23 protein-coding genes and 1 tRNA gene are annotated in these 22,935 nt (G+C 52.4%); 18 read left to right on the forward strand and 6 right to left on the reverse strand.

The annotated features are described in order from the left end of the window. Window positions 1-55 precede the first annotated feature (55 nt). Window positions 56-1,237 carry a cytochrome P450 gene (locus tag GO984_RS08940; protein WP_157022181.1) on the reverse strand — a complete coding sequence of 394 codons (1,182 nt, stop codon included), beginning with the start codon at window positions 1,235-1,237 and terminating at the stop codon, window positions 56-58. A gap of 59 nt (window positions 1,238-1,296) precedes the next feature. Between GO984_RS08940 and GO984_RS08945 the strand changes: the two genes are divergently transcribed. From GO984_RS08945 to GO984_RS08980, 8 genes are all read left to right on the forward strand, one after another. After that, window positions 1,297-3,060, forward strand: coding sequence for a sensor histidine kinase (locus GO984_RS08945; RefSeq protein ID WP_157022182.1), 1,764 nt, complete (start codon window positions 1,297-1,299; stop codon window positions 3,058-3,060). Further along, window positions 3,057-4,310: a sigma-54-dependent transcriptional regulator gene (locus tag GO984_RS08950; protein ID WP_157022183.1), complete on the forward strand. Its 1,254-nt coding sequence runs from the start codon at window positions 3,057-3,059 to the stop codon at window positions 4,308-4,310. Before GO984_RS08945 ends, GO984_RS08950 begins: the two co-directional genes overlap by 4 nt. A gap of 11 nt (window positions 4,311-4,321) precedes the next feature. Further along, on the forward strand, window positions 4,322-4,858 hold the full coding sequence (locus tag GO984_RS08955) for a GNAT family N-acetyltransferase (RefSeq protein WP_167740278.1): 537 nt from the start codon (window positions 4,322-4,324) through the stop codon (window positions 4,856-4,858). Between the two features lie 278 nt (window positions 4,859-5,136). Further along, window positions 5,137-6,138 carry a DctP family TRAP transporter solute-binding subunit gene (locus GO984_RS08960; protein WP_157022185.1) on the forward strand — a complete coding sequence of 334 codons (1,002 nt, stop codon included), beginning with the start codon at window positions 5,137-5,139 and terminating at the stop codon, window positions 6,136-6,138. Between the two features lie 98 nt (window positions 6,139-6,236). Continuing rightward, a complete protein-coding gene (locus GO984_RS08965; RefSeq protein ID WP_157022186.1) occupies window positions 6,237-6,917 on the forward strand; it encodes a TRAP transporter small permease in 681 nt (226 codons plus the stop codon). Continuing rightward, entirely contained in the window at window positions 6,917-8,293 is a 1,377-nt protein-coding gene (locus GO984_RS08970; protein ID WP_157022187.1) for a TRAP transporter large permease, read from the forward strand. Before GO984_RS08965 ends, GO984_RS08970 begins: the two co-directional genes overlap by 1 nt. Window positions 8,294-8,466: 173 nt before the next feature. Beyond that, window positions 8,467-9,207, forward strand: coding sequence for a helix-turn-helix domain-containing protein (locus GO984_RS08975; RefSeq protein WP_157022188.1), 741 nt, complete (start codon window positions 8,467-8,469; stop codon window positions 9,205-9,207). Window positions 9,208-9,276: 69 nt separating this feature from the next. Continuing rightward, a complete protein-coding gene (locus tag GO984_RS08980; RefSeq protein ID WP_157022189.1) occupies window positions 9,277-9,657 on the forward strand; it encodes a VOC family protein in 381 nt (126 codons plus the stop codon). Window positions 9,658-9,896: 239 nt separating this feature from the next. Here the strand turns inward: GO984_RS08980 and GO984_RS08985 are convergent, their stop codons facing one another. Together GO984_RS08985 and GO984_RS08990 are read right to left on the reverse strand one after the other, a co-directional pair. Next, window positions 9,897-10,142 carry a pentapeptide repeat-containing protein gene (locus tag GO984_RS08985; protein WP_157022190.1) on the reverse strand — a complete coding sequence of 82 codons (246 nt, stop codon included), beginning with the start codon at window positions 10,140-10,142 and terminating at the stop codon, window positions 9,897-9,899. 249 nt (window positions 10,143-10,391) lie between these two features. Continuing rightward, a complete protein-coding gene (locus GO984_RS08990; protein ID WP_157022191.1) occupies window positions 10,392-11,156 on the reverse strand; it encodes a hypothetical protein in 765 nt (254 codons plus the stop codon). A 360-nt stretch (window positions 11,157-11,516) separates the two neighbouring features. Between GO984_RS08990 and GO984_RS08995 the strand changes: the two genes are divergently transcribed. From GO984_RS08995 to tpiA, 3 genes are all read left to right on the forward strand, one after another. After that, entirely contained in the window at window positions 11,517-11,879 is a 363-nt protein-coding gene (locus GO984_RS08995) for an SUF system Fe-S cluster assembly protein (protein ID WP_138161685.1), read from the forward strand. A 158-nt stretch (window positions 11,880-12,037) separates the two neighbouring features. Then, on the forward strand, window positions 12,038-12,397 hold the full coding sequence (locus GO984_RS09000; RefSeq protein WP_157022192.1) for a HesB/IscA family protein: 360 nt from the start codon (window positions 12,038-12,040) through the stop codon (window positions 12,395-12,397). Between the two features lie 148 nt (window positions 12,398-12,545). Beyond that, entirely contained in the window at window positions 12,546-13,295 is a 750-nt protein-coding gene (gene tpiA, locus GO984_RS09005; protein ID WP_157022193.1) for a triose-phosphate isomerase, read from the forward strand. A 76-nt stretch (window positions 13,296-13,371) separates the two neighbouring features. Here the strand turns inward: tpiA and GO984_RS09010 are convergent, their stop codons facing one another. Further along, the gene (locus GO984_RS09010; RefSeq protein WP_157022194.1) at window positions 13,372-13,650 is read right to left on the reverse strand and encodes an NfeD family protein; all 279 of its coding nucleotides are present in this window, start codon (window positions 13,648-13,650) and stop codon (window positions 13,372-13,374) included. Next, entirely contained in the window at window positions 13,650-14,540 is an 891-nt protein-coding gene (locus GO984_RS09015) for an SPFH domain-containing protein (protein WP_157022195.1), read from the reverse strand. The genes GO984_RS09010 and GO984_RS09015 overlap by 1 nt, the downstream gene beginning before the upstream one ends. A 177-nt stretch (window positions 14,541-14,717) precedes the next feature. On the opposite strand from GO984_RS09015, the gene tgt reads away from it, so the two are divergent. Continuing rightward, window positions 14,718-15,848: a tRNA guanosine(34) transglycosylase Tgt gene (tgt, locus tag GO984_RS09020; protein WP_157022196.1), complete on the forward strand. Its 1,131-nt coding sequence runs from the start codon at window positions 14,718-14,720 to the stop codon at window positions 15,846-15,848. 395 nt (window positions 15,849-16,243) lie between these two features. Beyond that, a complete protein-coding gene (gene lon, locus GO984_RS09025) occupies window positions 16,244-18,658 on the forward strand; it encodes an endopeptidase La (protein ID WP_157022197.1) in 2,415 nt (804 codons plus the stop codon). Window positions 18,659-18,715: 57 nt separating this feature from the next. On the opposite strand, the gene GO984_RS09030 is transcribed toward lon, so the two are convergent. Next, complete coding sequence (locus tag GO984_RS09030; RefSeq protein WP_157022198.1) at window positions 18,716-19,765, reverse strand: Glu/Leu/Phe/Val family dehydrogenase; 1,050 nt, start codon at window positions 19,763-19,765, stop codon at window positions 18,716-18,718. Between the two features lie 125 nt (window positions 19,766-19,890). On the opposite strand from GO984_RS09030, the gene GO984_RS09035 reads away from it, so the two are divergent. The 5 genes from GO984_RS09035 (at window position 19,891) to GO984_RS09055 (ending at window position 22,708) form a co-directional block, all read left to right on the forward strand. After that, window positions 19,891-20,346 carry an Lrp/AsnC family transcriptional regulator gene (locus GO984_RS09035; RefSeq protein ID WP_157022199.1) on the forward strand — a complete coding sequence of 152 codons (456 nt, stop codon included), beginning with the start codon at window positions 19,891-19,893 and terminating at the stop codon, window positions 20,344-20,346. A 147-nt stretch (window positions 20,347-20,493) separates the two neighbouring features. Next, window positions 20,494-20,997: an HU family DNA-binding protein gene (locus GO984_RS23600; RefSeq protein WP_245231048.1), complete on the forward strand. Its 504-nt coding sequence runs from the start codon at window positions 20,494-20,496 to the stop codon at window positions 20,995-20,997. Between the two features lie 496 nt (window positions 20,998-21,493). Further along, a complete protein-coding gene (locus GO984_RS09045; RefSeq protein WP_138161676.1) occupies window positions 21,494-21,700 on the forward strand; it encodes a cold-shock protein in 207 nt (68 codons plus the stop codon). Between the two features lie 285 nt (window positions 21,701-21,985). After that, window positions 21,986-22,558, forward strand: a complete 573-nt coding sequence (locus GO984_RS09050; RefSeq protein WP_157022200.1) for a histidine phosphatase family protein — start codon at window positions 21,986-21,988, stop codon at window positions 22,556-22,558. Window positions 22,559-22,632: 74 nt separating this feature from the next. Further along, window positions 22,633-22,708 (forward strand) — tRNA-Val (locus GO984_RS09055). Window positions 22,709-22,935 lie beyond the last annotated feature (227 nt).

The raw sequence follows: 22,935 nt of genomic DNA on the forward strand, positions 1-22,935 counted from the left end.
GGGCGCGGTGGCCTTTGGCCATCCTTGACCCGGACAAAACTCAACACGGCAAGACTCAAGTTGTGACCATCAGGCGGGTCAGACCGTGGAAATGGTAGGTGTTGCTATACTGTGGTGGTTCGGCCAGTGCGAGATTGGGGCAGCGTTCAAACAGGATTGGTAAGGCAAACTTCATTTCCAGACGGGCCAGAGGGGCACCAACGCAGAAATGCAATCCGCCGCCAAAAGCGGTGTTGGTTTTTATCTCTCTCGTTGGGTCAAACGTTTCGGCACCGGAAAAACCATGAGGGTCACGGTTGGCGGCACCAAGCAACAGAGCCACCTGATCGCCGCGCTGGAAGGTGTGGCCGAACAGCTCGATTTCTTCGTAGGCATAGCGGGTGAACATGTGCAGTGGCGGATCGTAGCGCAGGATTTCTTCAACCGTGCGGTCAATGCCCTCGGGTTTCAGCCACTCGGGGTTCAGACCATGTTCCAGCAGGCATTTCACACCGTTGCCGATGCTATGAACGGTGGCCTCATGCCCAGCATTGAGTAACAGGATGCAGGTGGCGATGAGCTCGTCAGTGCTGAGGCTTTCACCTTCTTCCTCGGCGGTGATCAGCCGGGTGATCAGGTCGTCGCGCGGGTCGTTGCGTCGCTGGTCGATGTAACCACGTAGAAAATCGATGAATTCGGCCGAGGCAGCGGCGGCGCGGTGCTCTGTCTCGAGGGTGCGACTGGCCTGGTACATTGCCACGATGTCATGGGACCATTTTAGCAGTTTCGGAGCCATGTCCTCGGGTACGCCCAGAAGGCGGCAGATGATGATCACAGGTAGTTGAGTACAATAGGTGTCGAGCAGATCGAACGGCGTATCTGGGAAGGTATCGATGAGCTGATGGCAAAGGGCTTCGATATCGTCACTTAGCGCAGTGATGGCGCGTGATGTGAAGGCCCGCAATACCAATCTGCGTAATCGGGTATGGCGTGGCGGTTCGGCGTCCAGCAACGAATGCGCCTCGGTCATCAAAAATGGAGCGAGGTGTGCGGGGCCTGTGGTGGCCATCTCAGCCGGGATCTCGCGACCAAAGCGGCGGTCTTTGAGCAAGGCCTGGACTGTATCGTAGCTGAAGGCGGCGGGCATGTTGTACTCGGTCCAGAACTGCAACGGGCTGCTGGCGCGGGCGGCTGCATAGAACGGGTAAGGATTTTGAACAAAATCCGAGTCGGTCGGGGATTGGATCACAGTTATCATTCGGGCACAGTCGCCAACCCGGCTGGTCAATGCAAGGGGGGCTTTGCTACTGTGGCCAAATGAAAAATCTATTTGGGCATCGTGGATGGATCGTGTTTGGCTTTGGTCTGGCACTGGCGGTTGTGACAGCGACCGTGTGGTCCTATGGCTATCGGCAGGCATTGGATACTCTGGCACGGCAGGGCGAAGCTGATTTGGAGTTGGCTTCAGATCGGGTCAGCACTCAGTTGCAAGTGTATCAGGAGCTGGCGGTACTGATGTCGAGCCATCCTGTACTTGAACAGTTGGATGGAGAAGATCATCGTCGGTCTGCAACAAAACTGTTAAGAGGTGTGGCAGACCATACAGCGGCGCTGGATGTGTTTTATGCGGACGCATCGGGGCATGTGCTGGCGGCTGCCAGGGGAATAACGGGGCCTGACGTGTCAGGTGCGGATTATTTCGTTCGGGCCAAGTATGGGGCTTTGGGCAAAGGGCATGAGGTTCTGCAGCCGTTGAACAGAAGAGCCTTCTTCTTTGCGGCGCCAGATTTTGGCGCAGATGGAACCGTACGGGGCTCATTGGTTGTCGTCGTTGATGTCGAGGATGTTGAACAAACCTGGCGTGGGACGCTTCCAGCCGTGTTTTTTACCGGAAGTGACGGTGAGGTTTTTATTTCAAACCGATCTGAGTTGTTGTTCTGGCAACGTCAGAAAAACAGGGCAGGGCTGAGGCCCAAACATGGTGAGCCAGTTTCGTTTTCTGCCTATCAAGTGGGGGGGCACGATATATGGCAGTTGGGATGGGGGCGCTATCTGCCCAAGCAAGCCCTGCATCAGACAGTGGAATTGCCAGTACTGGGAATGGTTGGGGAAATCCTGCTCGACACCACTCCTGCGCGTCGAATTGCAACACTACAGGCCGCAGCTTTGGCCGCAATATTTCTGGCCTTTGGTGCCTTGTTGTTTCTGGCGACTGAACGACGAAGAACGCTGGCGCTGGCTAACGCAGTGTTGGAAAACCGGGTCGCAAAACGGACCCGGGCGCTTTCGGTAACCAATATCCAGCTGCGACGCGAGATTAGTGAAAGACAAGAGGCTGAGGCTGCTTTGAAGCAAGCACAACAGGAGTTGGTGCAGGCTGGAAAACTATCAGCTCTGGGCCAGATGTCGGCTGGTATCAGTCATGAACTGAACCAACCGCTGATGGCGATCCAGCAATATGCTGATAACGGCAGTGCTTTTCTGCAAAAGAGCAGGGCGGACCGAGCAGGTGAAAACCTGGAGAGGATATCCGCTCTATCAACGCGCATGGCGCGGATCATCAAAAACTTACGCGCCTTTGCGCGCAATGAAAGTGAACCCGTCGGCCGGGTTGATTTGGTGCAGGTTGTAAATACAGCCGTTGAGTTAACCAACGCCCGGTTAAAGGCGGATCAGGTTCAAATTGATTGGGACCCGAAAACCCATGATGCACCTGTTTACGCCTGGGGGGGCGAGGTTCGGTTGGTGCAGGTCTTTGTAAATTTAATCAACAACGCGGCGGATGCGATGTTGGGTCAAAAAGAACGGCTTGTTCGTGTAAGGATCAATCCTGATAGCCGTTTGGCTGTAACCGTCCAAGATGTTGGGCCGGGGATCAAAGAACCGGAAAAAGTGTTTGAGCCATTTTATTCAACAAAAACGGTTGGTAGTTCAGAGGGAATGGGGTTGGGCTTGTCCATTTCATATGGGTTGGTGCAAAGCTTTGGCGGCAATATTCGAGGGGTCAATGTTGGGCAAGGTGCAGAGTTCACAGTTGAGCTTGATCATTGGACAGCGGAAACAGAGGAAAATGTCACATGACCAGTAAGGTGCTGCTTGTTGACGATGATGTGGCGGTGCGTGAAGCGTTAGCTCAGACGCTAGAACTGAATGATCTGGAGGCGGTGACTGCAGCGTCTTTTGTGGTCGCCAAGGATCATATCACGCCACAATTTGACGGGGTGATTGTATCCGATATCCGGATGCCCGGGCGTGATGGGTTTCATTTGCTCGACTATGCGCATGAAATAGACGGTGAATTGCCGGTTATCCTGCTGACCGGAGAGGGAGATATCCCGATGGCGGTCAGGGCTATGGGGCGTGGGGCGTTTGATTTCCTGGAGAAACCCTGTGCAGCGGCGGATTTGCTGGCCGTTTTGGAACGTGCTTTGAAAACTCGTGCGTTAGTTTTGGAAAACCGGCGGCTGAAGGTTCAACTGGAAAGCGGTGATCCGGCTGCGCGCATGCTGTTTGGGTCTTCACCTCAATCCCTAGAACTGCGTGCCAAGGTGCGCAGTGTGGCACCTACCGGGGCCGAAGTATTGGTGACTGGGGCGCCGGGCAGTGGAATCTCCAAGGTTGCCGAGGTGGTTCATTTGATGTCTGAGGTCGGTCAGGGCGCATTTGTGAAGCGTCCGGGCGCTGGGCTGACGGCCACAGAGTTCGATGCTCTGTGCAATGCCGGAGCAGGTGGGTCAGTGTTTATTGACGAAGTGTCAGCGCTGCCCGAGGCAACCCAATATGCAGTTTTGGACCGGTTGGAGCGCGGCGCGGGCACAAGGATGATTGCGGGATCGACTGCGGATCTGGCCAAGTTGGTCGACGCGGGGACTTTTAACGCCGGGTTGTTCTATCGTCTGGATGTGATGCGGGTGCGAATCCCAACGTTGAGCGAGCGACGTGAAGATATTCCTGAACTATATCAACACTATGTGGCGCAAGCGGCGGAACAGGCCGGTATTGAGGCGCCAGAACTCAGCTCTGATCACTTGGCTGCGCTCATGGCTCAAGACTGGCCGGGAAATGCCCGCTCGCTAATGTCAGCAGCTATGCGGTTTGTGCTTGGAATGCCGGAAGAAGTCACTGAATCTGCCGGTCTGGGACTGGCCGAACAATTGGCACAGGTGGAACGGTCTTTGTTGATCGCGGCCTTGGGGCGACAGAACGGGCGTGCGGCGGCGGCGGCTCAGGCGCTGAAGTTGCCGCGCAAAACATTCTATGACAAGCTCACGCGCTACGGGATCCGGCCCGAAGATTATCGCAGGCCGGGCCGTGCAGTCGATGAGGTTTGAGGATTTCTATTTTGAGTACCCATATTGAGATAAGCGACGTGTTGCCGGAAAACAGTGGTGACATTGAACAGTTGTACCGTGACGCATTTCCTGATGAGGATTTAGTACCGCTGGTCAAAAAACTGTTGGTAAGCGGCGATGACGTACTGTCACTGACCGCAACAAAAGGCGGAAACCTTGTGGGGCATGCGGTTTTCACGACATGTGGGATTGCCGTAGAAAATGAAACTTCGGACCATCGCGTTGCGCTCTTGGGCCCCGTTGCCGTTTTGGCTGCTCTGCAAAAACAGGGGATCGGCGGTAGAATGATCCAGGAAGGGTTGGAGAGGTTGACCGTAGCTGGGATTGCGCAAGTCTTTGTGTTGGGCGACCCGAGCTACTATAGCCGGTTTGGATTTCAAGAAGACGGTTTCATCATCCCTCCATATCCACTCACTGAGCAATGGCGCCCTGCGTGGCAGTCTAAAAGCCTGCAAAATGATATGCAGGTCCAGTCAGGTATTCTGACAGTGCCTGTCGCGTGGAAGGATGCATCGCTGTGGTCCTGATAGGCCAGGCAAGGTGAATCACAATTCTGAGAAGTGTTAAAGTTTGTGCGAAATTCCGCACAAACTCGGTGATAGCCTGTGTGGAAATCCACACAACACTGACCTGTGTATTTAGGGAACTTGCTGAAATGAACGTGTAACCAATTGATATTGGTGAAAAACGAGTAAATTTCAATGATTTTCGAAACAATTCTTGAGCCACAGTTACTCAGGCGTGATGCTATCAATCGGAGCTCTCTGTTGGGGAGAGACTGAGATTGATTACCTGGGAGGGTACTATGAAATTTTTGACAACTGCCGCCACAGCAATGGCTTTGACTGTGACCGCTGGCGCTGCAATTGCGGCCTGTGACACCGGTGAGATCGTGGTGAAATTTGCCCACGTGACCAACACGGATAAGCACCCCAAAGGCATTGCGGCCTCACTGCTGGAGAAGCGCGTTAACGACGAAATGAACGGCACCATGTGCATGGAGGTCTATCCGAACTCCACGCTGTACAATGACAACAAAGTTCTGGAAGCAATGCTGCAGGGCGACGTTCAGCTGGCGGCCCCGTCGCTGTCTAAGTTTGAGAAATTCACCAAGCAGTTCCGCCTGTTTGATCTGCCGTTCATGTTCAAAAACATCGAAGCCGTTGATGCATTCCAGGCTTCTGAAGATGGTCAGGCCCTATTGGACAGCATGCAGCGTCGTGGTCTGCAAGGTCTGGCGTTCTGGCACAATGGTATGAAGCAGATGTCTGCCAACAAGCCACTGGTTGCACCTACAGATGCTGATGGCCTGAAGTTCCGCGTTCAGTCGAGCGACGTTCTGGTCGCGCAGATGGAAGCCATCGGTGGTTCGCCACAGAAAATGGCGTTCTCGGAAGTCTACGGCGCTCTGCAGCAGGGTGTTGTCGACGGTCAGGAAAATACCTGGTCGAACATCTACGGCAAGAAGTTCTTTGAAGTTCAGGACGGTGTGACCGAAACCAACCACGGTATCATCGACTATCTGGTTGTGACCAATGTGGACTGGCTGGAAAGCCTGGACGCTCCAGTGCGCGAGCAGTTCCTGACCATTCTGGGTGAAGTCACTGAGACACGCAACAGTGAAGCTTTTGCAGTGAACGAAGCTGCCAAGGCATCAATTGTTGAAGCAGGTGGCACTATCCGTCAGCTGGACGCAACGCAGCGCCAGGAATGGGTCGACACCATGATGCCGGTTTGGTCGCAGTTTGCCGGTGATGTGGGTCAGGACAAGATTGATGCCGCTCAGGCGATCAACGCCAACCACTAACATACTCTCGTGGGGTGCGTGCGAGCACGCACCCTACACCTTCAGCACCCAGATTGCGGTGCTGCACCGAACGACTTCCAATAAATGGGGATAGCGATATGTCGGGGGCAAGGTCCGGTCCGGCCGGGTTTATCAATTCAATCGAGGAAAACGTGATTGCCGGGCTGCTTGGCCTGATGACATTGATCACATTTGCCAATGTGGTGGCACGTTTTGTTTTTAATTCAAACATCCTGTGGGCGCTGGAACTGACGGTGTTCCTGTTTGCCTGGTTGGTGCTGTTAGGGGCATCATATGCGGTAAAAACCCATGCCCACTTGGGTGTGGACGCCATATTGAACATGCTGGCCCCGGCGCCACGACGCATTCTAGCGCTGGTTTCTGTTGGCTGCTGCCTGTTGTTCGCCTTGCTATTGCTGAAAGGCGCCTATGACTACTGGGCCGTTTTTGCCGATTTGCCGCCAACATCAGGGCGCTGGTTTCCTACAGGGTTTGATCTGAAGGCGCGCAGCCAAAGTTTCTATGAGGTGCAAGACGTGCCGATGGTGGGTTGGCTGACATGGCTGGAAGGGCTGATCAACTACGGCGAGACCTATGAAAAGCTGCCAAAAGTGGTGCCCTATATCGTGCTGCCGCTATCGATGTTGCTGCTGGTGCTGCGGTTCGGACAGGCTGCACGGCAAATCTGGGCTGGAGAGTTGGACCGGCTGGTGGCCAGTCATGAAGTAGAAGATGAGCTGGAAGCCATGCGTGCTCAGCAGAACGAGGAGCGCGACTGATGGACGTCGTCCTATTATTCTCATTGGTGATTGGCATGATGCTGATCGGGGTACCGATTGCGGTCTCCCTTGGCCTAAGCTCAACCCTGTTCCTGCTGGTTTATTCCGACAGCTCGCTGGCTTCCGTTGCCGGAACGCTGTTTGAGGCCTTTGAGGGGCACTTTACCCTGCTGGCGATCCCGTTCTTTATCCTGGCCTCGTCCTTTATGACCACTGGCGGTGTCGCGCGGCGGATCATCCGGTTTTCTATAGCCTGTGTGGGACACCTTCCTGGCGGCCTGGCAATTGCGGGTGTGTTTGCCTGTATGATGTTTGCGGCCTTATCCGGGTCTTCGCCTGCAACCGTGGTGGCGATTGGGTCCATTGTCATCGCTGGCATGCGTCAGGTCGGGTACACAAAAGAATTTGCCGCTGGTGTGATTTGTAATGCTGGTACCCTAGGTATCTTGATCCCACCGTCGATTGTTATGGTGGTTTATGCCGCTGCGGTTGAGGTCTCCGTAGGACGGATGTTCTTGGCCGGCGTTATCCCCGGGTTGCTGGCTGGCGTCATGTTGATGGTTACAATCTTTGTGATGGCCAAGGTTAAAAACTTGCCCAAGGGTGAATGGCTGGGTTGGCGCGAAATTTTTGCCTCAGGCCGGGAAGCGGGTTGGGGATTGTTTCTGATCGTGATCATTCTGGGTGGCATCTATGGTGGTATCTTTACCCCAACCGAAGCCGCAGCCGTAGCAGCGATCTATTCGTTCTTGATTGCCTGCTTTATCTACAAGGACATGGGGCCGCTGTTTAATGGTGAAGGACATGCTAAAACCAGCCTGTTCAAGAAGCCCCAGGCTGTGATCACTGCCTTCTTCCATCACGACACCAAGCAGACGTTGTTTGAGGCAGGCAAGCTGACGGTAACACTGCTGTTTGTGATCGCCAATGCGTTGATCCTGAAACATGTACTAACGGATGAACAGATCCCGCAAAGCATCGCTAACGCGATGTTGTCAGCTGGCTTTGGCCCAGTGGTGTTCTTGATCGTGGTCAATGTGATCCTGCTAATCGGTGGACAGTTCATGGAGCCTTCTGGGCTGCTGGTGATTGTGGCGCCATTGGTGTTTCCAATTGCGATCGAACTGGGCATTGATCCGATCCATCTGGGCATCATCATGGTGGTGAATATGGAAATTGGTATGATCACTCCACCCGTTGGTCTGAACTTGTTCGTGACCTCGGGCGTGGCTGGCATGCCGATGATGGCGGTGGTGCGGGCGGCTCTGCCATTCTTGGCGGTTCTCTTCGTGTTCCTGATTATGATCACCTACATTCCGTGGTTGTCGACAGTATTGCCAAACGCGGTAATGGGACCTGAAATCATAACCAAGTAGGTAGCATTATGTTTCGTAGAAAAGGCGTCCCGTGTTTGTGGGGCGCCTTTTTTAGTTGTGCCCGGTTTTTTCGGCATGGCAACGACGCGCGGGGCGGGTTGTCCAGTCCATACTTTTTGTGCGCAGAACTGTGATATAGTCACAAACAACTGAATAGGAAAAGCACAGCGGCCATGTACGATCCAAAGGGAAACGGAAAAGAAAAGTCGGTACAGGCGGTGCAGTTTATTGAGGTTGAACCTCCAAGTCACCTACGTGGAATAGTTCATCGCTTTCTTGAGCTTAAGACCGAAGAACCTCTCGCTGCTGACTACTGCTTTCACGCGCTGCCTGATGCCTGTACCTACATCGTCTTAAATCAGTTAGACCGTATGATCACAGGCGTTGCCAAGCTTAGGGCTGCCTCTGAAGAATTCAATTTGGGTAAAAAGTTCCATTTTGTAAACATCAGGTTTTTACCGGGCGTATGGCAGGGAGATTCTGAACAGATTGTGCAAGGGGCTGTGGAGGTGCCTTATGCGGGAGATCTGCCGCTGACCAATCTAAACGAAGAGCTTTCAAAGCAAAGTTTTGCAAATAGCCAACTGATCCTGGCAGGGTTTGTAGAAATGCTGATTGGAAAAAAGCTGGTTGCGCCAAACCTGGTAACTGAAAAAATACTCCGCAATCTCGACGAGATTCATTCGGTCGCGGATATGGCGGAGTTTTCGGGCATTTCTCCGCGGCAGTTGCAACGTACGCTTAAACGAACAACGGGATTTGCCCCGCATGATTTTCTGAAGGTGCTGAGACTGCAACAGGCACTAAATGGAGCAAACACCTGGTCATATGCAGACCAGTCCCACTTCATCCACTCATTTCGCAAAGCGACCGGCTATACGCCGGGCAGATATTCTAGAAAGTTTGATGTCTGAAATGTACAATACGCGGATGCAACGGCTTGTTAGGTGATCGTCATACTCACAACAAAAATGGAAATGACGATGACCAAGATGAATGCAGTTGGCTGGTTTGATATCTACGTAGACGACCTGAACCGGGCGGTGGAATTTTACGAAGCTGTGATGGGATGCAAGCTTGAACCGATGGGCGATCCAACTGGTGAAACACAGATGATGAGTTTCCCTGCAGATATGGGTGTGTACGGTGCAGCTGGTGCTCTCACTAAGTCCCCACATGCTGGCCCTGGAGTTGGCGGAACAATTGTGTATTTTTCTGTCGAGGACTGCGCTGTTCAGCAAGCCCGCGTTGCAAGTGCAGGAGGGGTCGTGATCAGACCCAAATTTTCAATCGGCGAATTTGGATGGGTAACGTTGTGCCAAGACACTGAGGGAAACATGTTTGGGTTCAATTCTTTGAAATAAATAGGTTTTGGTCTCAAGTTGCGAGCGTCAATAAACGTGGTTCATGTGACAGCATAGGCTAACTCGTAAGCATCGTGCAGCCTCTGTTCTAGTTGGGTTGACCTATTCAAAAACGAACTTTGCTCCTATTCCAGCAGGCTGGAATGGGAGCGGGCGATTTCTTGCTTCGGGTGGCGGGACGCAGATTGTGTGGGTCTCATTATTCGGCCGCGAACCAAAAACGGTTCAAGGCGGTTATTCTATTTCTGGACTTGTTTGTAAGCATCAAACAGATCGGACACTGAAATGCCGTCAATGGTCATGCCACTTAGGTTGGCGTCTGTAATTTGACAGTTGCTCAGGTTAACATTGTTAATTTTCACACCACTCATATTGACGTCATCAAAAAGAACAGCTTGCAAATTTACATCGGTGAACTTGCTTTCAGAAAGATCAACATCCTCGAATGTTGAATTTGGAATAGACTTTTTAACTTGGGTTATCATGTATTTTTCCTACGTTGGGCGTCAAATCCTGCCGCGTGCATGTATAATTATAGGCTCAACTTGACCCTAAATTGGTGCTGTTTGCTACACTTTTTGAGGCCGAAGAGGCGGCGAAACGTAAGTATTTGAAACGGCTGCTTATCCTACGACGGCAACTGCAATTCCAGGGTTTTGCATGGAAGAAGCGCATTTCGTGAAACGCGGTGAAATTCGCCAATAGTTTCTAGTGAGTGTGCCCGCGGGAAGGTCCTAAAACCGAAAGCCGACCCCCGCCAGCAATCCTTGTGTCACGGTATCGTATTCAAAGAAGCTTGGTGTACCCGGAGTACCCGATTTGTAATCCACGCCCAAAGCCCGGTAGGTCATGAACAAAGAAGTGTTTTGCCAGCGGTCGTAGGCAAACCCGCCCATCAGATTCCAGGTGAAATCTGACCCGACGCCAAATCCTCCCAGATCCCCCTGCATTAAGACGCGCCATTTTGGATTCAAACGCCGTTGCCACCGCAGCCCAACTATGGGGTCGGTCCAGTTGTCGCCGCGTTGTAAATTGCCAGCCGCAGGGCCTGTGAGAATGTTCAGATTAACATCGATATCCCAGTGCCGTAGTCCGGCATAGGCGTCGAAAGTATCACTGTCATTGCTAAATCGATAGGTCGCTAAGGCCTCAAAAATTGATTGCTTGTAGTCCGCCCGAATATCACCAATTGGGCTGGTCGCCCCATTGCCAAGATTCATAAAGGCGTAATCCAGAGCAAAACCATACCCGCTGTGGTGGCGGCCTTCAAAGCGCAGCATTCCTCCGGCTTCCATGTTTCTAAAGACATCACCGGGATCAACCGAGATATCGCCTCCAAGCCGACCAAGGGTACTGGTGCCGCTTATGGAGGGCGCCAACAAATATGGAGCAATCACAAAGTCCCAACTGTCTTGTGCCGCAAGCGAATCTACGGAGAGGAAAGCCGTAGCAGCAATCAAGATAGGCCCAGTCAGAAGGTTTGTGGTTCTTTGAGGCACATTTATCTCCTACCTGTGATAGCCAGAATGAGTAGGCGGATCTGTCGCAATCTAAGCTCGAACGGAAAACCCAAGGCCATCTTGCCTTAATGCACATTTGATTTCACTGAACATAAGGTAGCACGGATATGCATTTCGCCTTCCAGAACATCTTCTTTTTTACGGTGAAGTCATACAAAATGTTGGGGGAGGATGGACGAGACCGGTGATGATGCAAAGTTTTTGGACGCCATCTGGATTGATCTCTGTGGCGGTTTAACCAAAGTCGCGCAAATCTAATCTTTGCGCGCGCTGCCTCTGGACGCCCCAATCTGAAATCCCTATATAATTGCTCAGGTAAACACTCGAGGCCCTGTCCTGATGACCAATGCGTCCCAACCGTTAGAAGGTGCACCACTTATCGCACCCTCCACTGTCAGCCACTCACTGTATGAGCCGGTGGTTGAAGCCATCCGTACAGTTTATGATCCGGAAATCCCGGTCAATATCTACGAACTGGGTTTGATCTATACGATCGACATCAGCGAAGAGAACGATGTCAAAATCATCATGACGCTGACAGCACCAGGCTGCCCGGTTGCGGGTGAAATGCCGGGCTGGATCGTCGACGCTGTTGAACCCGTTGCAGGCATCAAAAGTGTCGATATTGACCTGACTTTTGAGCCACCCTGGGGCATGGAGATGATGTCTGATGAAGCGCGGCTGGAGCTTGGCTTTATGTAGTATCAACTTGGTGGTCGGCGCTTGAGCCGCCGCCACCAGTTTGGTTCGAACAGATCGGACAAAGATATACTTGAAATCTATGTTTTTCCCGACGCAATCGGGCGTCGGGGTTGAGCCGCGCAAGCGACATCCTTAAATAGGGGTAGAAGGAGACACCAATGTTTGGCATTCCCGGCAAGCAAGCCGTCACAATCACCCCTAAGGCTGCAGCGCAGATATCCAAGCTAATGGTGCAGGCTGGTCATGCCGGACTACGGATCGGTGTCAAAAAAGGCGGCTGCGCAGGCATGGAATATACCATGGAGTACGTCAATCAGCCTGATCCTAACGATGAGGTCGTTGAGCAAAGCGGCGCCAAGGTGATGATTGCGCCAATGGCACAGATGTTCCTGTTTGGCACCGAGATCGACTATGAGGTGTCACTGTTGGAGGCTGGGTTCAAGTTTAACAACCCTAATGTTTCTGACGCTTGCGGGTGTGGTGAATCGATCAGCTTCAAGGATATGCCCAACCTTTGACCGGGTAGAATGGGCGGTATGGAATTGGGCGGGTGTTTCCCGCCTTTTTGCTGTTCTGGTGACTGAAAATGTTGCGACCGAAGCTGTGGTAATTGTTTCGCGGCGCGGGCGATGTTACCAAGCTCAAAATGCATTTAGGAGGTAGCAGATGCGGCGGAAATTAGCGGCGGGAAATTGGAAAATGAACGGCACTAGCGCGGCGCTGTCAGAATTGGAGGCACTGGCTGATGCGCATACTACAGCTAGTGTAGACGTGTTGATTTGCCCTCCGGCTCCGCTTCTGCATCGTGCGGCAGAAATCGTGAAAAAGAGCGCAGTCACGGTAGGTGGACAGGATTGCCATGCCGCGACCTCCGGGGCGCATACCGGAGATGCAAGTGGTGAGATGTTAAAGGATGCGGGTGCTACATCGGTGATCTTGGGCCATTCAGAGCGCCGCACGGATCACAATGAAACGGATGTCGTGGTTTGCTCGAAAGCTGAGGCTGCAATAGCGGCAGGGCTGACTGCCATTGTGTGTTTGGGGGAAAGCCTGCAGCAGCGCGAAACGGGCGTGACGTTGGAGATCATTGGAACACAGCTTGCTGAGTCTGTTCCCAATGACGCAACTGGTGACACTCTGGTGATTGCATACGAACCGATTTGGGCCATTGGAACCGGAAAAGTGCCTACGTTGGAGCAAATTGGTGAGGTGCATACATTCTTGCGCACCCAACTTGTGGCCCGATTTGGGGGTGAGACTGGTAGTGCAATTCGGCTCTTGTATGGTGGATCTGTGAAGCCGGGTAACGCTGCTGAAATTTTTGCTGTGGAAAATGTCGACGGCGCTCTGGTTGGAGGGGCTAGCCTTAAAGTGGCAGACTTTTCTCCAATCATTGCTGCTCTGGATGCAGCTTGAATTGAAAATGGGTCAGAGCACGTAGCCCTGACCCGACCTCGCAGATAAAGGTACTGCGCGGTTCTTGGTGTTGTGGCTAATCGTTGATGTCGTGGTCGAAGGTTTTCACCTGACCCTGAGGTCGGGCAAAAATACGCCGCAGAATGAGCCAGGCAACGAGCGACAAAGCTGCGAATATCAACAGTAACATCGGCAGGCCAACTGACATGCCTGTGTTAAGCAGGATCAAGGATACAGCTGCAGCACCAATGGCAAAGCCCAGGAATACAAATCCGGGAGCCAGGACTTCGACGATAGCCAGCAATAGCGCTGTAGCTGCCCAGATCCACCAAGTTGACCAGATTGGGTCGCCCATTACTTGCCTCCACTCAGCATCTTAAATGCGTTGCCAAAGGCCTGAACAGCATCGGCGGGGACTATAATAGTCTGCTTTCCATCTCCGTTACCGAGGATAGACAGGGCTTCGACCTGCTTCAAAGCAACCTGATACTGTGCGGCTTCGATTCCATTCTCTTTGATGGCCTTGGCAACAACTTCAGTTGCATAGGCTTCGGCATCGGCCTGAATACGACGAGCCTTGGCAATCTGCTCTGCGGCGTAGAGCTCCGCATCAGCAGCAAGTTCGACTGAACGGCGGGCACCTTCGGCTTCCGTCACTTGCGCACGCCGAGCCCGTTCAGCGTTCAACTGTTGTAACATTGCGTCGCGGGTAGCTTGGTCCAGATTTACGTCCAGAATTTCCGTGCGGGTCACTTCGATGCCCCAATCATCGACTGAATCTTCTACCGCCTTTTTAATGGTTGTGATCAACTGGTCGCGGTTGGCCTGAACTTCATCGAGGTCCATCTTACCAATCTCTGCGCGCACGATCCCTGCTACAGTTGTTGAAATGGCGGCATCAACGTCGCGGATGCGGTAAACAGTTTTTTCGGGTTCAATAATACGGTAAAACACTGATGTTTCTACCTGTACCAAAACGTTGTCTTTTGTGATCGCGTCCTGACTGGCCGTGGGCAGTTGCCTCTCAAGAATCGAAATCTTGTGTGCAACGGAATCTAGGAACGGAATGACAAAGTTAATGCCTGGCCCAAGGACAGAGTACAGGCGGCCAAAACGCTCCACGACATATTTCTCTGATTGGGGAACGATACGAATGCCCTTCAGGATGACAACGATCAGGAAGATCGCACCTAGCAGGTAGATGCCGTTCTGGGATATCAATCTAATAATTTGGTCTTCGGACATGCTGGGCCTCAATAATTGTGTACTATGGTATACAGGTGGGGACAAATCCCCTCATTTCAACCTATGTATGGTCTTCGAACTGGTCTGTGGCAAGCATTCACAAGACTTGTCAATTCCAACCGGATAGGGCAAACGCGGCGAGTTACGCAATGTAGAGCGTAGGATGAGGATATACCAATGTCGCCGAAAGTCACATTTGATCTACAAGCCTCTGATGGCAAAGCCCGTACCGGGGTGATTTCGACCCCGCGTGGTGAGATCCGCACGCCGGCATTTATGCCAGTGGGCACGGCAGCGACGGTTAAGGCCATGATGCCAGAAAGTGTGCGCTCTACAGGTGCAGACATTTTGTTGGGCAACACGTATCACCTGATGTTGCGCCCAACGGCCGAAAGGATCGAACGCCTGGGCGGTCTGCACAAGTTTATGAACTGGCAGCGTCCGATATTGACAGACAGTGGCGGGTTTCAGGTGATGTCATTGGCCAGCTTGCGTAAACTGACCGAGCAGGGCGTTACCTTCAAAAGTCACGTTGATGGCTCCAAGCATGAAATCACGCCTGAGCGGTCGATGGAAATCCAACGGATGTTGGGCAGTGATATTGTTATGTGTTTCGACGAATGCCCAGCATTGCCTGCCACTGATAATGCCGTTGCAGAAAGCATGCGGATGTCAATGAGATGGGCTGCACGGTCGCGCGATGCCTTTGGGGATCGGCCCGGCCATGCCTTGTTTGGCATTCAGCAAGGGGGCGTAACGCAAGAATTGCGCGCAGAAAGCGCCGAAAAGCTGCGTGACATTGAGTTTGATGGCTACGCAGTCGGCGGGTTGGCCGTTGGTGAAGGTCAGGAAGCAATGTTTGGAGTGTTGGATTATGCACCAGACATGCTGCCTCAGAATAAGCCGCGCTATCTGATGGGTGTAGGCAAACCTGATGACATTGTTGGCGCTGTGGCGCGTGGCATTGATATGATGGACTGTGTTCTGCCATCGCGTTCAGGCCGGACAGGGCAAGCTTACACGCGCCACGGAGTAGTCAATATCAAGAATGCTCGTCACATTGATGATCCGCGCCCACTGGACGAAAACTGTTCCTGTCCGGCCTGCCGCAACTATTCGCGGGCCTATCTTAGCCATGTGTTCCGCAGCAACGAAATGATCAGTGGAATGTTGTTAACTTGGCATAACTTACAGTACTTTCAGGATATTATGGCAGGCATGCGTGAAGCGATTTCAGCAGGCACGTTTGACGTATGGCAAGCGGAGTTCCATGCTGGTCGTGCCGAAGGTGATATCGAGCCGATTTAGTCACTCTGCAATTTTGCCCCATTGGTTGGGTATTCCTACTTAACAATATTGTCCTTATGGCCAAAGACCCTGTGCGATTTTTGCACAGGGTTTGGTATGACCTATTGGCATTTTCTAATTCTCAAATTCGACAACGATTTTGCCGCCGTATTGGGTAGCGAGCCATGGTTGACAGATGACTCTGGTTGTTAGGGGGGGGAATTAGCGATTTGGTCACCCTGACCGTAAATCGCACCTTGTGATCGCGGGCCGCTGCGGGCAAACTAACTGACAACTTGACGGCCAGCTGGTTGTAATGAACTGCCCGCCGTACCAGATTAACAGATCCATGAGGAGACGAACCAAGGTTGCCGATTTTCGGGACCGGATCGTCTTGCCAAAAGTAAGGACCGAGTATGCAAGAGCCTCTCAATTCTTCCTATCCTGTATTGCCGTTGCGCGACATCGTGGTGTTTCCCCACATGATCGTGCCGCTGTTTGTAGGCCGGGAAAAGTCGGTACGTGCCTTGGAAGAGGTGATGGCCGATGACAAGCAAATCCTTCTGAGCAGCCAGATTGACCCCGCAGAAGATGACCCCGAAATCGAGGGCATCTATCAGGTTGGCGTGCTGGCCAATGTGTTGCAACTTCTGAAGTTGCCCGATGGCACAGTTAAAGTCCTTGTCGAGGGCCATGCCCGTGTCAAAATTTCAGAATATCTTGAGAACGACAACTTCTTCGAAGCCAAGGCTGAATACCTGACTGAGATTCCGGGTGACGTAACCACGACTGAGGCGCTGTTGCGCACTGTTGGGGATGAGTTTGAACGCTATGCAAAAGTGCGTAAAAACATTCCTGAAGAGGCTTTGTCGGCAATTGGTGAATCCGCGGAGCCAGCCAAATTGGGCGACTTGGTTGCAGGGCATCTTGGCATTGAGGTTGAGCAAAAGCAGGATCTGCTTGAAACTCTGTCTGTGTCGGAACGTCTGGAGAAGGTCTATGGCTTGATGCAGGGCGAAATGTCCGTGCTGCAGGTCGAGAAGAAGATCAAAACACGGGTCAAATCTCAGATGGAGAAGACCCAGCGTGAGTATTACCTGAATGAGCAAATGAAGGCCATTCAGAAGGAACTGGGCGATGGTGAAGAAGGCGAAGGCGAATTGGCCGAGCTGGAAAACAAGATCGCCGAGACCAAGCTGAGCAAAGAAGCCCGTGAAAAGGTGGACGGCGAGCTGAAGAAACTGAAGAACATGTCGCCAATGTCCGCCGAGGCGACTGTTGTGCGCAATTACCTCGACTGGATGTTGTCCATTCCATGGGGCACCAAGTCCCGCGTAAAAAAGGACCTGGGCAAGGCGCAGGATATTCTGGATGCGGATCACTATGGTCTGGAGAAGGTCAAGGAACGCATTGTTGAATACCTTGCGGTGCAGCAGCGTTCGGCCAAGCTGAAGGGCCCCATTCTGTGCCTCGTTGGCCCCCCGGGTGTTGGTAAGACCTCGTTGGGTAAGTCTGTGGCGCGCGCCACTGGGCGTGAATTCATCCGTATTTCACTGGGTGGTGTACGTGACGAAAGCGAAATCCGTGGTCACCGCCGGACTTATATCGGGTCAATGCCGGGTAAGATCATTCAGGCGTTGAAAAAGGCCAAGACCACCAACCCACTAATCCTGCTCGATGAGATCGACAAGATGGGGCAGGACTTTCGCGGTGATCCGGCGTCGGCGATGCTGGAAGTGTTGGACCCTGAACAGAACTCGACCTTTGTTGATCACTATATGGAGGTTGAGTACGACCTTTCGAACGTGATGTTCCTGACCACCTCGAACAGCTACAATATGCCTGGGCCGCTGCTGGACCGGATGGAAATCATCCCACTGTCTGGCTACACCGAGGACGAAAAGCGTGAGATTGCCAAGCAGCATCTGATCTCCAAGCAGGTCAAAAACCACGGATTGAAGGCCACAGAGTTTGACCTGGAGGATAGCGCTCTGACTGAGATCATTCGCACCTATACCCGTGAAGCGGGTGTGCGGAACCTGGAACGTGAGATCGCCAAGGTCGCACGGAAATCTTTGACCAAGATCGTGAAGAAAGAGGCCGACAATGTAACTGTTTCGGCCGACAACCTGAGCGATTTTCTGGGTGTTGAGAAATTCCGCTATGGTCTGGCTGAAAAGGAAGATCAGGTCGGTGTTGTGACTGGGTTGGCCTATACTTCGGTTGGTGGTGAGCTGTTGTCCATCGAAGCTCTGCGGCTGCCGGGCAGGGGGCGGATGAAAACCACCGGTAAGCTGGGTGACGTGATGAAGGAGTCGATTGAGGCGGCCGCGTCTTATGTACGCTCCATCTCGCCTCAGATTGGTGTTAAGCCGCCGCGTTTTGACCGGTGGGACATCCACGTCCATGTGCCAGAAGCTGCGACGCCGAAAGACGGTCCGAGTGCCGGTTTGGCTATGGTGACATCGATTGTGTCGGTGCTGACACAGATTCCGGTTCGCAAAGATATTGCGATGACTGGCGAGGTTACCCTGCGTGGGAATGCACTGGCGATTGGCGGTTTGAAGGAAAAGCTGCTGGCTGCACTGCGTGGCGGAGTCAAAACTGTATTGATCCCGAAAGAGAACGAAAAGGATCTGCCGGAAATCCCTGACAATGTGAAAGAGGGGCTGGAAATCATCCCGGTTTCACACGTGTCCGAGGTTCTGAAGCATGCTTTGGTCCGCGAGCCTGAGGCTATCGAATGGGATGAGGAAGTCGAAGAAGAAGCCGCCGCAGCCAAGGCTGCGCTAAAGCGATCTGAAGATGGGGCAGGGGCGGTCGCCCACTAAAATCCCATTTCATCTGTAGAAAGGGCGGCTTAAGTGCCGCCCTTTTTGTGTTTCTGCTTATGCCGCGGGACGTGCCATTTTTGCCTGCACTGTGGCAATGGCCACTGCATCAGGGCTGGTGTTTTCGGCTTTGGCTTGGCGCAAAATAGCTTGCAAGGTCAAATCTAAGGCTGCCAACTTTTCATCGACAAAAGCCGTGCGGTCCGAAATTTCAAGAATTTCAGTCGCAACATTGATGATACCACCACCATTTGCGACAAAATCTGGTGCATAGAGAATTCCCCGGTCATGTAGGGCGGTCGCATCTTGTGGTGTTGCCAGCTGGTTGTTGGCGCCACCTGCAACAATTGCCACCTTAAGCAGAGGTATCGTCGTTGCATTCAAGATGCCCCCAATCGCGCAAGGGGCAAATATATCGGCTTCAACGGTATAGATCTGATCTGGCTCCACGGCTTGGGCGCCAAATACCGTTACCGCCTTGGCAACTCTCTTTGCATCTGTGTCGGTGATGATCAGATTGGCGCCTGCCATGTTTAACAGATCACACAGATGCCAGCCGACATTCCCCAAGCCCTGTACTGCTACCGATATGCCTTCCAGCTCGGCGCTACCGCAGTGTTGTTTTTGGGTGGTCCGGATTGCGTTAAAGATACCGCGAGCAGTAATCGGAGATGGATCGCCGCTGGCGTAGTCGCCAGTGGGCAAACCTGCGACACAAGGGGTGACTTTCGCCAATTGCGCCATGTCGGTTGGGCTCATTCCCATATCTTCCGCGGTATAATACCGACCCTTTAGGCTATTGATCCCTTCGCCAAAGGCCTGCAGCAGTTCTGGCGTCTTGTCGTGACCTGGGTCACCGATGATCACGGCTTTGCCGCCACCCAGTGGTAGCCCAGCTGCGGCATTTTTATAAGTCATGCCTTCACTCAACCTTTTGACGTCTGTCAATGCGTCCTCGGCATTGGCATATGGGCGCATGCGCAACCCACCGGCTGCAGGGCCCATCAATGTTGAGTGCACGGCTATGTACCCATGCAGACCTGTTGCTGTGTCCTCGACGCAGTAAATCTCTTCGTGACTGCTAGATGGCACTGGTGTGATGTTCATTCTCTTGTTCCTCCGTTGCCATCTGATAATCTAGGTTGCGCGCGAGTATTCGCCAAATTGCGCTAAGCGTTTTGCAAATTTTGGAGCTTTCACCTAATGATACCGCTGGTAATAGGGAAAATCTAATGGACGCCATCGATAGAAAGATAGTCTCGGAGTTGCAGCTGAATGCGCGTCAAAAAATGGCAGACCTGTCAGAACGCGTTGGATTGTCTCCAACGCCTTGTGCGCGGCGGGTTGCCAATCTTGAGGAAGACGGCGTGATCACCGGGTATTCGGCGCGTGTAGACCAAGCCAAGCTTGGGTTGCCCGTGACTATATTCGTAACCGTTGAACTGGAGCGTCAGTCAAGTGATGCCTTAGGCAGGTTCGAGGCAGCGGTTCGCCAGTTCGACGAAGTTATGGAGTGTTATCTGATGACGGGAAGCCGAGATATTTTACTGCGAGTGGTTGCCAGTGATCTCACCTGTTTTGACCGATTTCTTGAAAATCAATTGATGCGCGTCCCGGGCATTCGTTCCACTCGTTCAAGCTTTACGCTGCGAACCATGATCTGCAGAAATACCTTGCCAGCAGATTGAGAAACACGAAGCGCAGGATATCGAATTTTCTTTTTGTGAAGAACAAAGCTGAACGGAAGTAAAGGTGTGCCTATTCTCGCAATAATGGATTTCAAAATGGTGTTAACAGACTGAAAGCCCGTCCATTTTTGACAAGAAACTGGAAACTTGGAAAAAATTCGCGTAGCTTTCAAAAAACACAAAATACGGGGCAAAACCATGGCAGCACGCACTAAAAAAAGTTCCAGTACTGCAAAGTCTGATCAGCCCAAGAAAACTGAACAGCCTAAAACTGCTGCCAAAGCGGTGGGTGACCAAGGCGGCGAACCCACTGCTAAACCAATTGCGACCAAAACACCGCCTGAACCTGCAGTTGTTATGCCTGGTCCAGTCGTTTCCGCGCCCGAAATGCGCAAAAAGGAACTCATTGATTTGGTTGTCGAGCGATCGGGTGTGAAGAAAAAGGATGCCAAGCCGGTCGTCGAAGCAATGCTTGCAGTTCTTGGTGAAACCATTGGCGAAGGTCGTGAGCTGAATATGCAGCCGTTAGGAAAACTGCGTATCAACCGTAGCGAACTGCGTAACAATGGCCGGGTAATCATTTGCAAAATTCGACAGAGCATTGCTAGCACAAGTAATTTATCCGAAGTTGATAAGACTGTGTCTGACTGAATCGCAGAAGGCGATGGTTGAGGTTCACGCGCCGTTTTTAGGCTCTAAACTTGAAAGAGTTTCCGGTGTTCACTGCAAATGGGTGGCCCGCCTAGCCAAGACACGTTGCAGTCATGTCTGCACGCCGCTGGTTCGCATGCCATGATTATGGTTTTGCGGTTTTTCAGGCCAGAGGGTTTGGAGTGTCGCTGTATGTAGCCTATTTATAGAATGATAACAGGCTGATGTAACTCAAACGGTTTATGTTTCCTTTTAGGGGTTCTTGGGGTTCTAAAGGCCCAATTTAGATCAAGAAAGTAGGCTGGAGCTAAGCTGATCTACGCCTATCTCCAATTTGCCTCTTGAAAAAATCGGTGCCACCCTTCAAATGGAAGCCGCTAAGTTTTTCTTTTTCGTCCTACTGTTTCCCGTTCTTCGGCCTTCAGTCTTTCGATCCAGACCTGACACGCCGGGCTGCCGCACCAACGCGGGCAGCAAATAATTGGAGACTACGGATATGGCCACTGGCACCGTAAAATGGTTCAACTCTACCAAAGGCTTCGGCTTCATCGCACCTGAAGGTGGCAGCAAGGATGTGTTCGTGCACATCTCAGCAGTTGAACGTTCAGGCCTGACCGGTCTGGCCGACAACCAGAAAGTGACTTTTGACATCGAGCCCGGCCGTGACGGTCGCGAGTCCGCTGTGAACCTCGCACTGGCATAAGCCTTTACGAAAACGAGTTATTGAAACGCGACCCCTGTACATTGGGTCGCGTTTTGCATTTTAGATAAGATTTTTTGTCACCTAAGACGTGCTGCAAAGCCAGTTTCGCCCCCCAGCCACCAAGTTGGCAACGTTCTGACGCCATTGTGATTGATGAAGCACCAGTTGGGTGTTGGTACGTGCTGATATGGCTACGCGTTTTCAAGTTGATGTGCCTGGGGCTTTTGCTCTCTGGCAGTAGCGACTAGTAATTGCGCATTGGTTTCAAAATGCAAGGTAGCCGGAATGCAGAATCTCCCCCCAATTTGGCTGCTTCGGCATGGGCAAACCGAATGGAACGCTGAGCAGCGCGTTCAGGGCCAGATGGAATCTTGCCTCACCCAATTGGGGATACAGCAGGCACGGCGTCAGGCCGAACTGATGAAGCCCATTCTTAGTCAGCGGCCGCTTTGTTTTGTATCGCCCTTGGGGCGGGCACAGCAAACGGCTGATATTGCCCTTGGTGGCGCGCCCTTTGAAACTGACGCGCGCCTTGCAGAAATTTGTGCTGGTGATTTTCAAGGGCGGACCAACGCAGAGGTGGCTCAGGGTTTTCCAGAGTTGTTTGCAAACAACTCAACTACGTTGGATCTGTATTGTGCTGCGCCGGGAGGCGAAGGGTTCGATATGTTCCAAAGCCGCATATCAGATTTCTTGGCAACGTTGACAGGTCCGACGGTGGTCGTAGCACATGCGCTGCTAGGGCAGGTGATGCGGGGGATCGTCTGCAGTTTAGGACGAACTGAGATGGGGAAATTGTCTAAGGATCAGGGCTGCATATACCTGCTAAAAGACGGCAAAGAGCAGGTTCTGAGATAAGTTTTCAAATAAGGCAAAAAAAGTCAATTATGCCCTTGCGCCCGTTCCGCGCATTGTCTAAATCCTGCCTCAACGGGTCGTTAGCTCAGTTGGTAGAGCGCTTCGTTTACACCGAAGATGTCGGGAGTTCGAGCCTCTCACGACCCACCATTTTCACCGCAGGTCTGCGGTTTGCAGTCACCAAGCTGCTTGTTGGTTTCCCAGGATATGATGATAGTACTTGGCTCGCCAAACTGCGGTTGTACAAACACTTCGTGATATGTTGGACGCGCAGGGGGGATCACGCATTTACGTATTTCCTGCTAAGTCGATTGCCGACTAAAATTCCGGGCCTATCCAATGTTAAGGTTGGTATCGGTTCCGAGCGAGGGGAGCCC

The organism is Parasedimentitalea huanghaiensis, assembly GCF_009753675.1.
Taxonomy (GTDB): domain Bacteria; phylum Pseudomonadota; class Alphaproteobacteria; order Rhodobacterales; family Rhodobacteraceae; genus Parasedimentitalea; species Parasedimentitalea huanghaiensis.

Bases quoted from the DNA above. Each gene is read 5' to 3' on its own strand.
- GO984_RS09045 (WP_138161676.1), top strand. From the start codon at position 21,494: ATGGCCACTGGCACCGTAAAATGGTTCAACTCTACCAAAGGCTTCGGC.
- tpiA (WP_157022193.1), top strand. From the start codon at position 12,546: ATGCGGCGGAAATTAGCGGCGGGAAATTGGAAAATGAACGGCACTAGC.
- GO984_RS09010 (WP_157022194.1), bottom strand. From the start codon at position 13,650: ATGGGCGACCCAATCTGGTCAACTTGGTGGATCTGGGCAGCTACAGCG.
- GO984_RS09035 (WP_157022199.1), top strand. From the start codon at position 19,891: ATGGACGCCATCGATAGAAAGATAGTCTCGGAGTTGCAGCTGAATGCG.
- GO984_RS08975 (WP_157022188.1), top strand. From the start codon at position 8,467: ATGTACGATCCAAAGGGAAACGGAAAAGAAAAGTCGGTACAGGCGGTG.
- GO984_RS09015 (WP_157022195.1), bottom strand. From the start codon at position 14,540: ATGTCCGAAGACCAAATTATTAGATTGATATCCCAGAACGGCATCTAC.
- GO984_RS08945 (WP_157022182.1), top strand. From the start codon at position 1,297: ATGAAAAATCTATTTGGGCATCGTGGATGGATCGTGTTTGGCTTTGGT.
- tgt (WP_157022196.1), top strand. From the start codon at position 14,718: ATGTCGCCGAAAGTCACATTTGATCTACAAGCCTCTGATGGCAAAGCC.
- GO984_RS08985 (WP_157022190.1), bottom strand. From the start codon at position 10,142: ATGATAACCCAAGTTAAAAAGTCTATTCCAAATTCAACATTCGAGGAT.
- GO984_RS08980 (WP_157022189.1), top strand. From the start codon at position 9,277: ATGACCAAGATGAATGCAGTTGGCTGGTTTGATATCTACGTAGACGAC.
- GO984_RS09030 (WP_157022198.1), bottom strand. From the start codon at position 19,765: ATGAACATCACACCAGTGCCATCTAGCAGTCACGAAGAGATTTACTGC.
- GO984_RS08995 (WP_138161685.1), top strand. From the start codon at position 11,517: ATGACCAATGCGTCCCAACCGTTAGAAGGTGCACCACTTATCGCACCC.
- GO984_RS08940 (WP_157022181.1), bottom strand. From the start codon at position 1,237: ATGATAACTGTGATCCAATCCCCGACCGACTCGGATTTTGTTCAAAAT.
- GO984_RS08965 (WP_157022186.1), top strand. From the start codon at position 6,237: ATGTCGGGGGCAAGGTCCGGTCCGGCCGGGTTTATCAATTCAATCGAG.
- GO984_RS09000 (WP_157022192.1), top strand. From the start codon at position 12,038: ATGTTTGGCATTCCCGGCAAGCAAGCCGTCACAATCACCCCTAAGGCT.
- GO984_RS08970 (WP_157022187.1), top strand. From the start codon at position 6,917: ATGGACGTCGTCCTATTATTCTCATTGGTGATTGGCATGATGCTGATC.
- GO984_RS09050 (WP_157022200.1), top strand. From the start codon at position 21,986: ATGCAGAATCTCCCCCCAATTTGGCTGCTTCGGCATGGGCAAACCGAA.
- lon (WP_157022197.1), top strand. From the start codon at position 16,244: ATGCAAGAGCCTCTCAATTCTTCCTATCCTGTATTGCCGTTGCGCGAC.
- GO984_RS08960 (WP_157022185.1), top strand. From the start codon at position 5,137: ATGAAATTTTTGACAACTGCCGCCACAGCAATGGCTTTGACTGTGACC.
- GO984_RS08950 (WP_157022183.1), top strand. From the start codon at position 3,057: ATGACCAGTAAGGTGCTGCTTGTTGACGATGATGTGGCGGTGCGTGAA.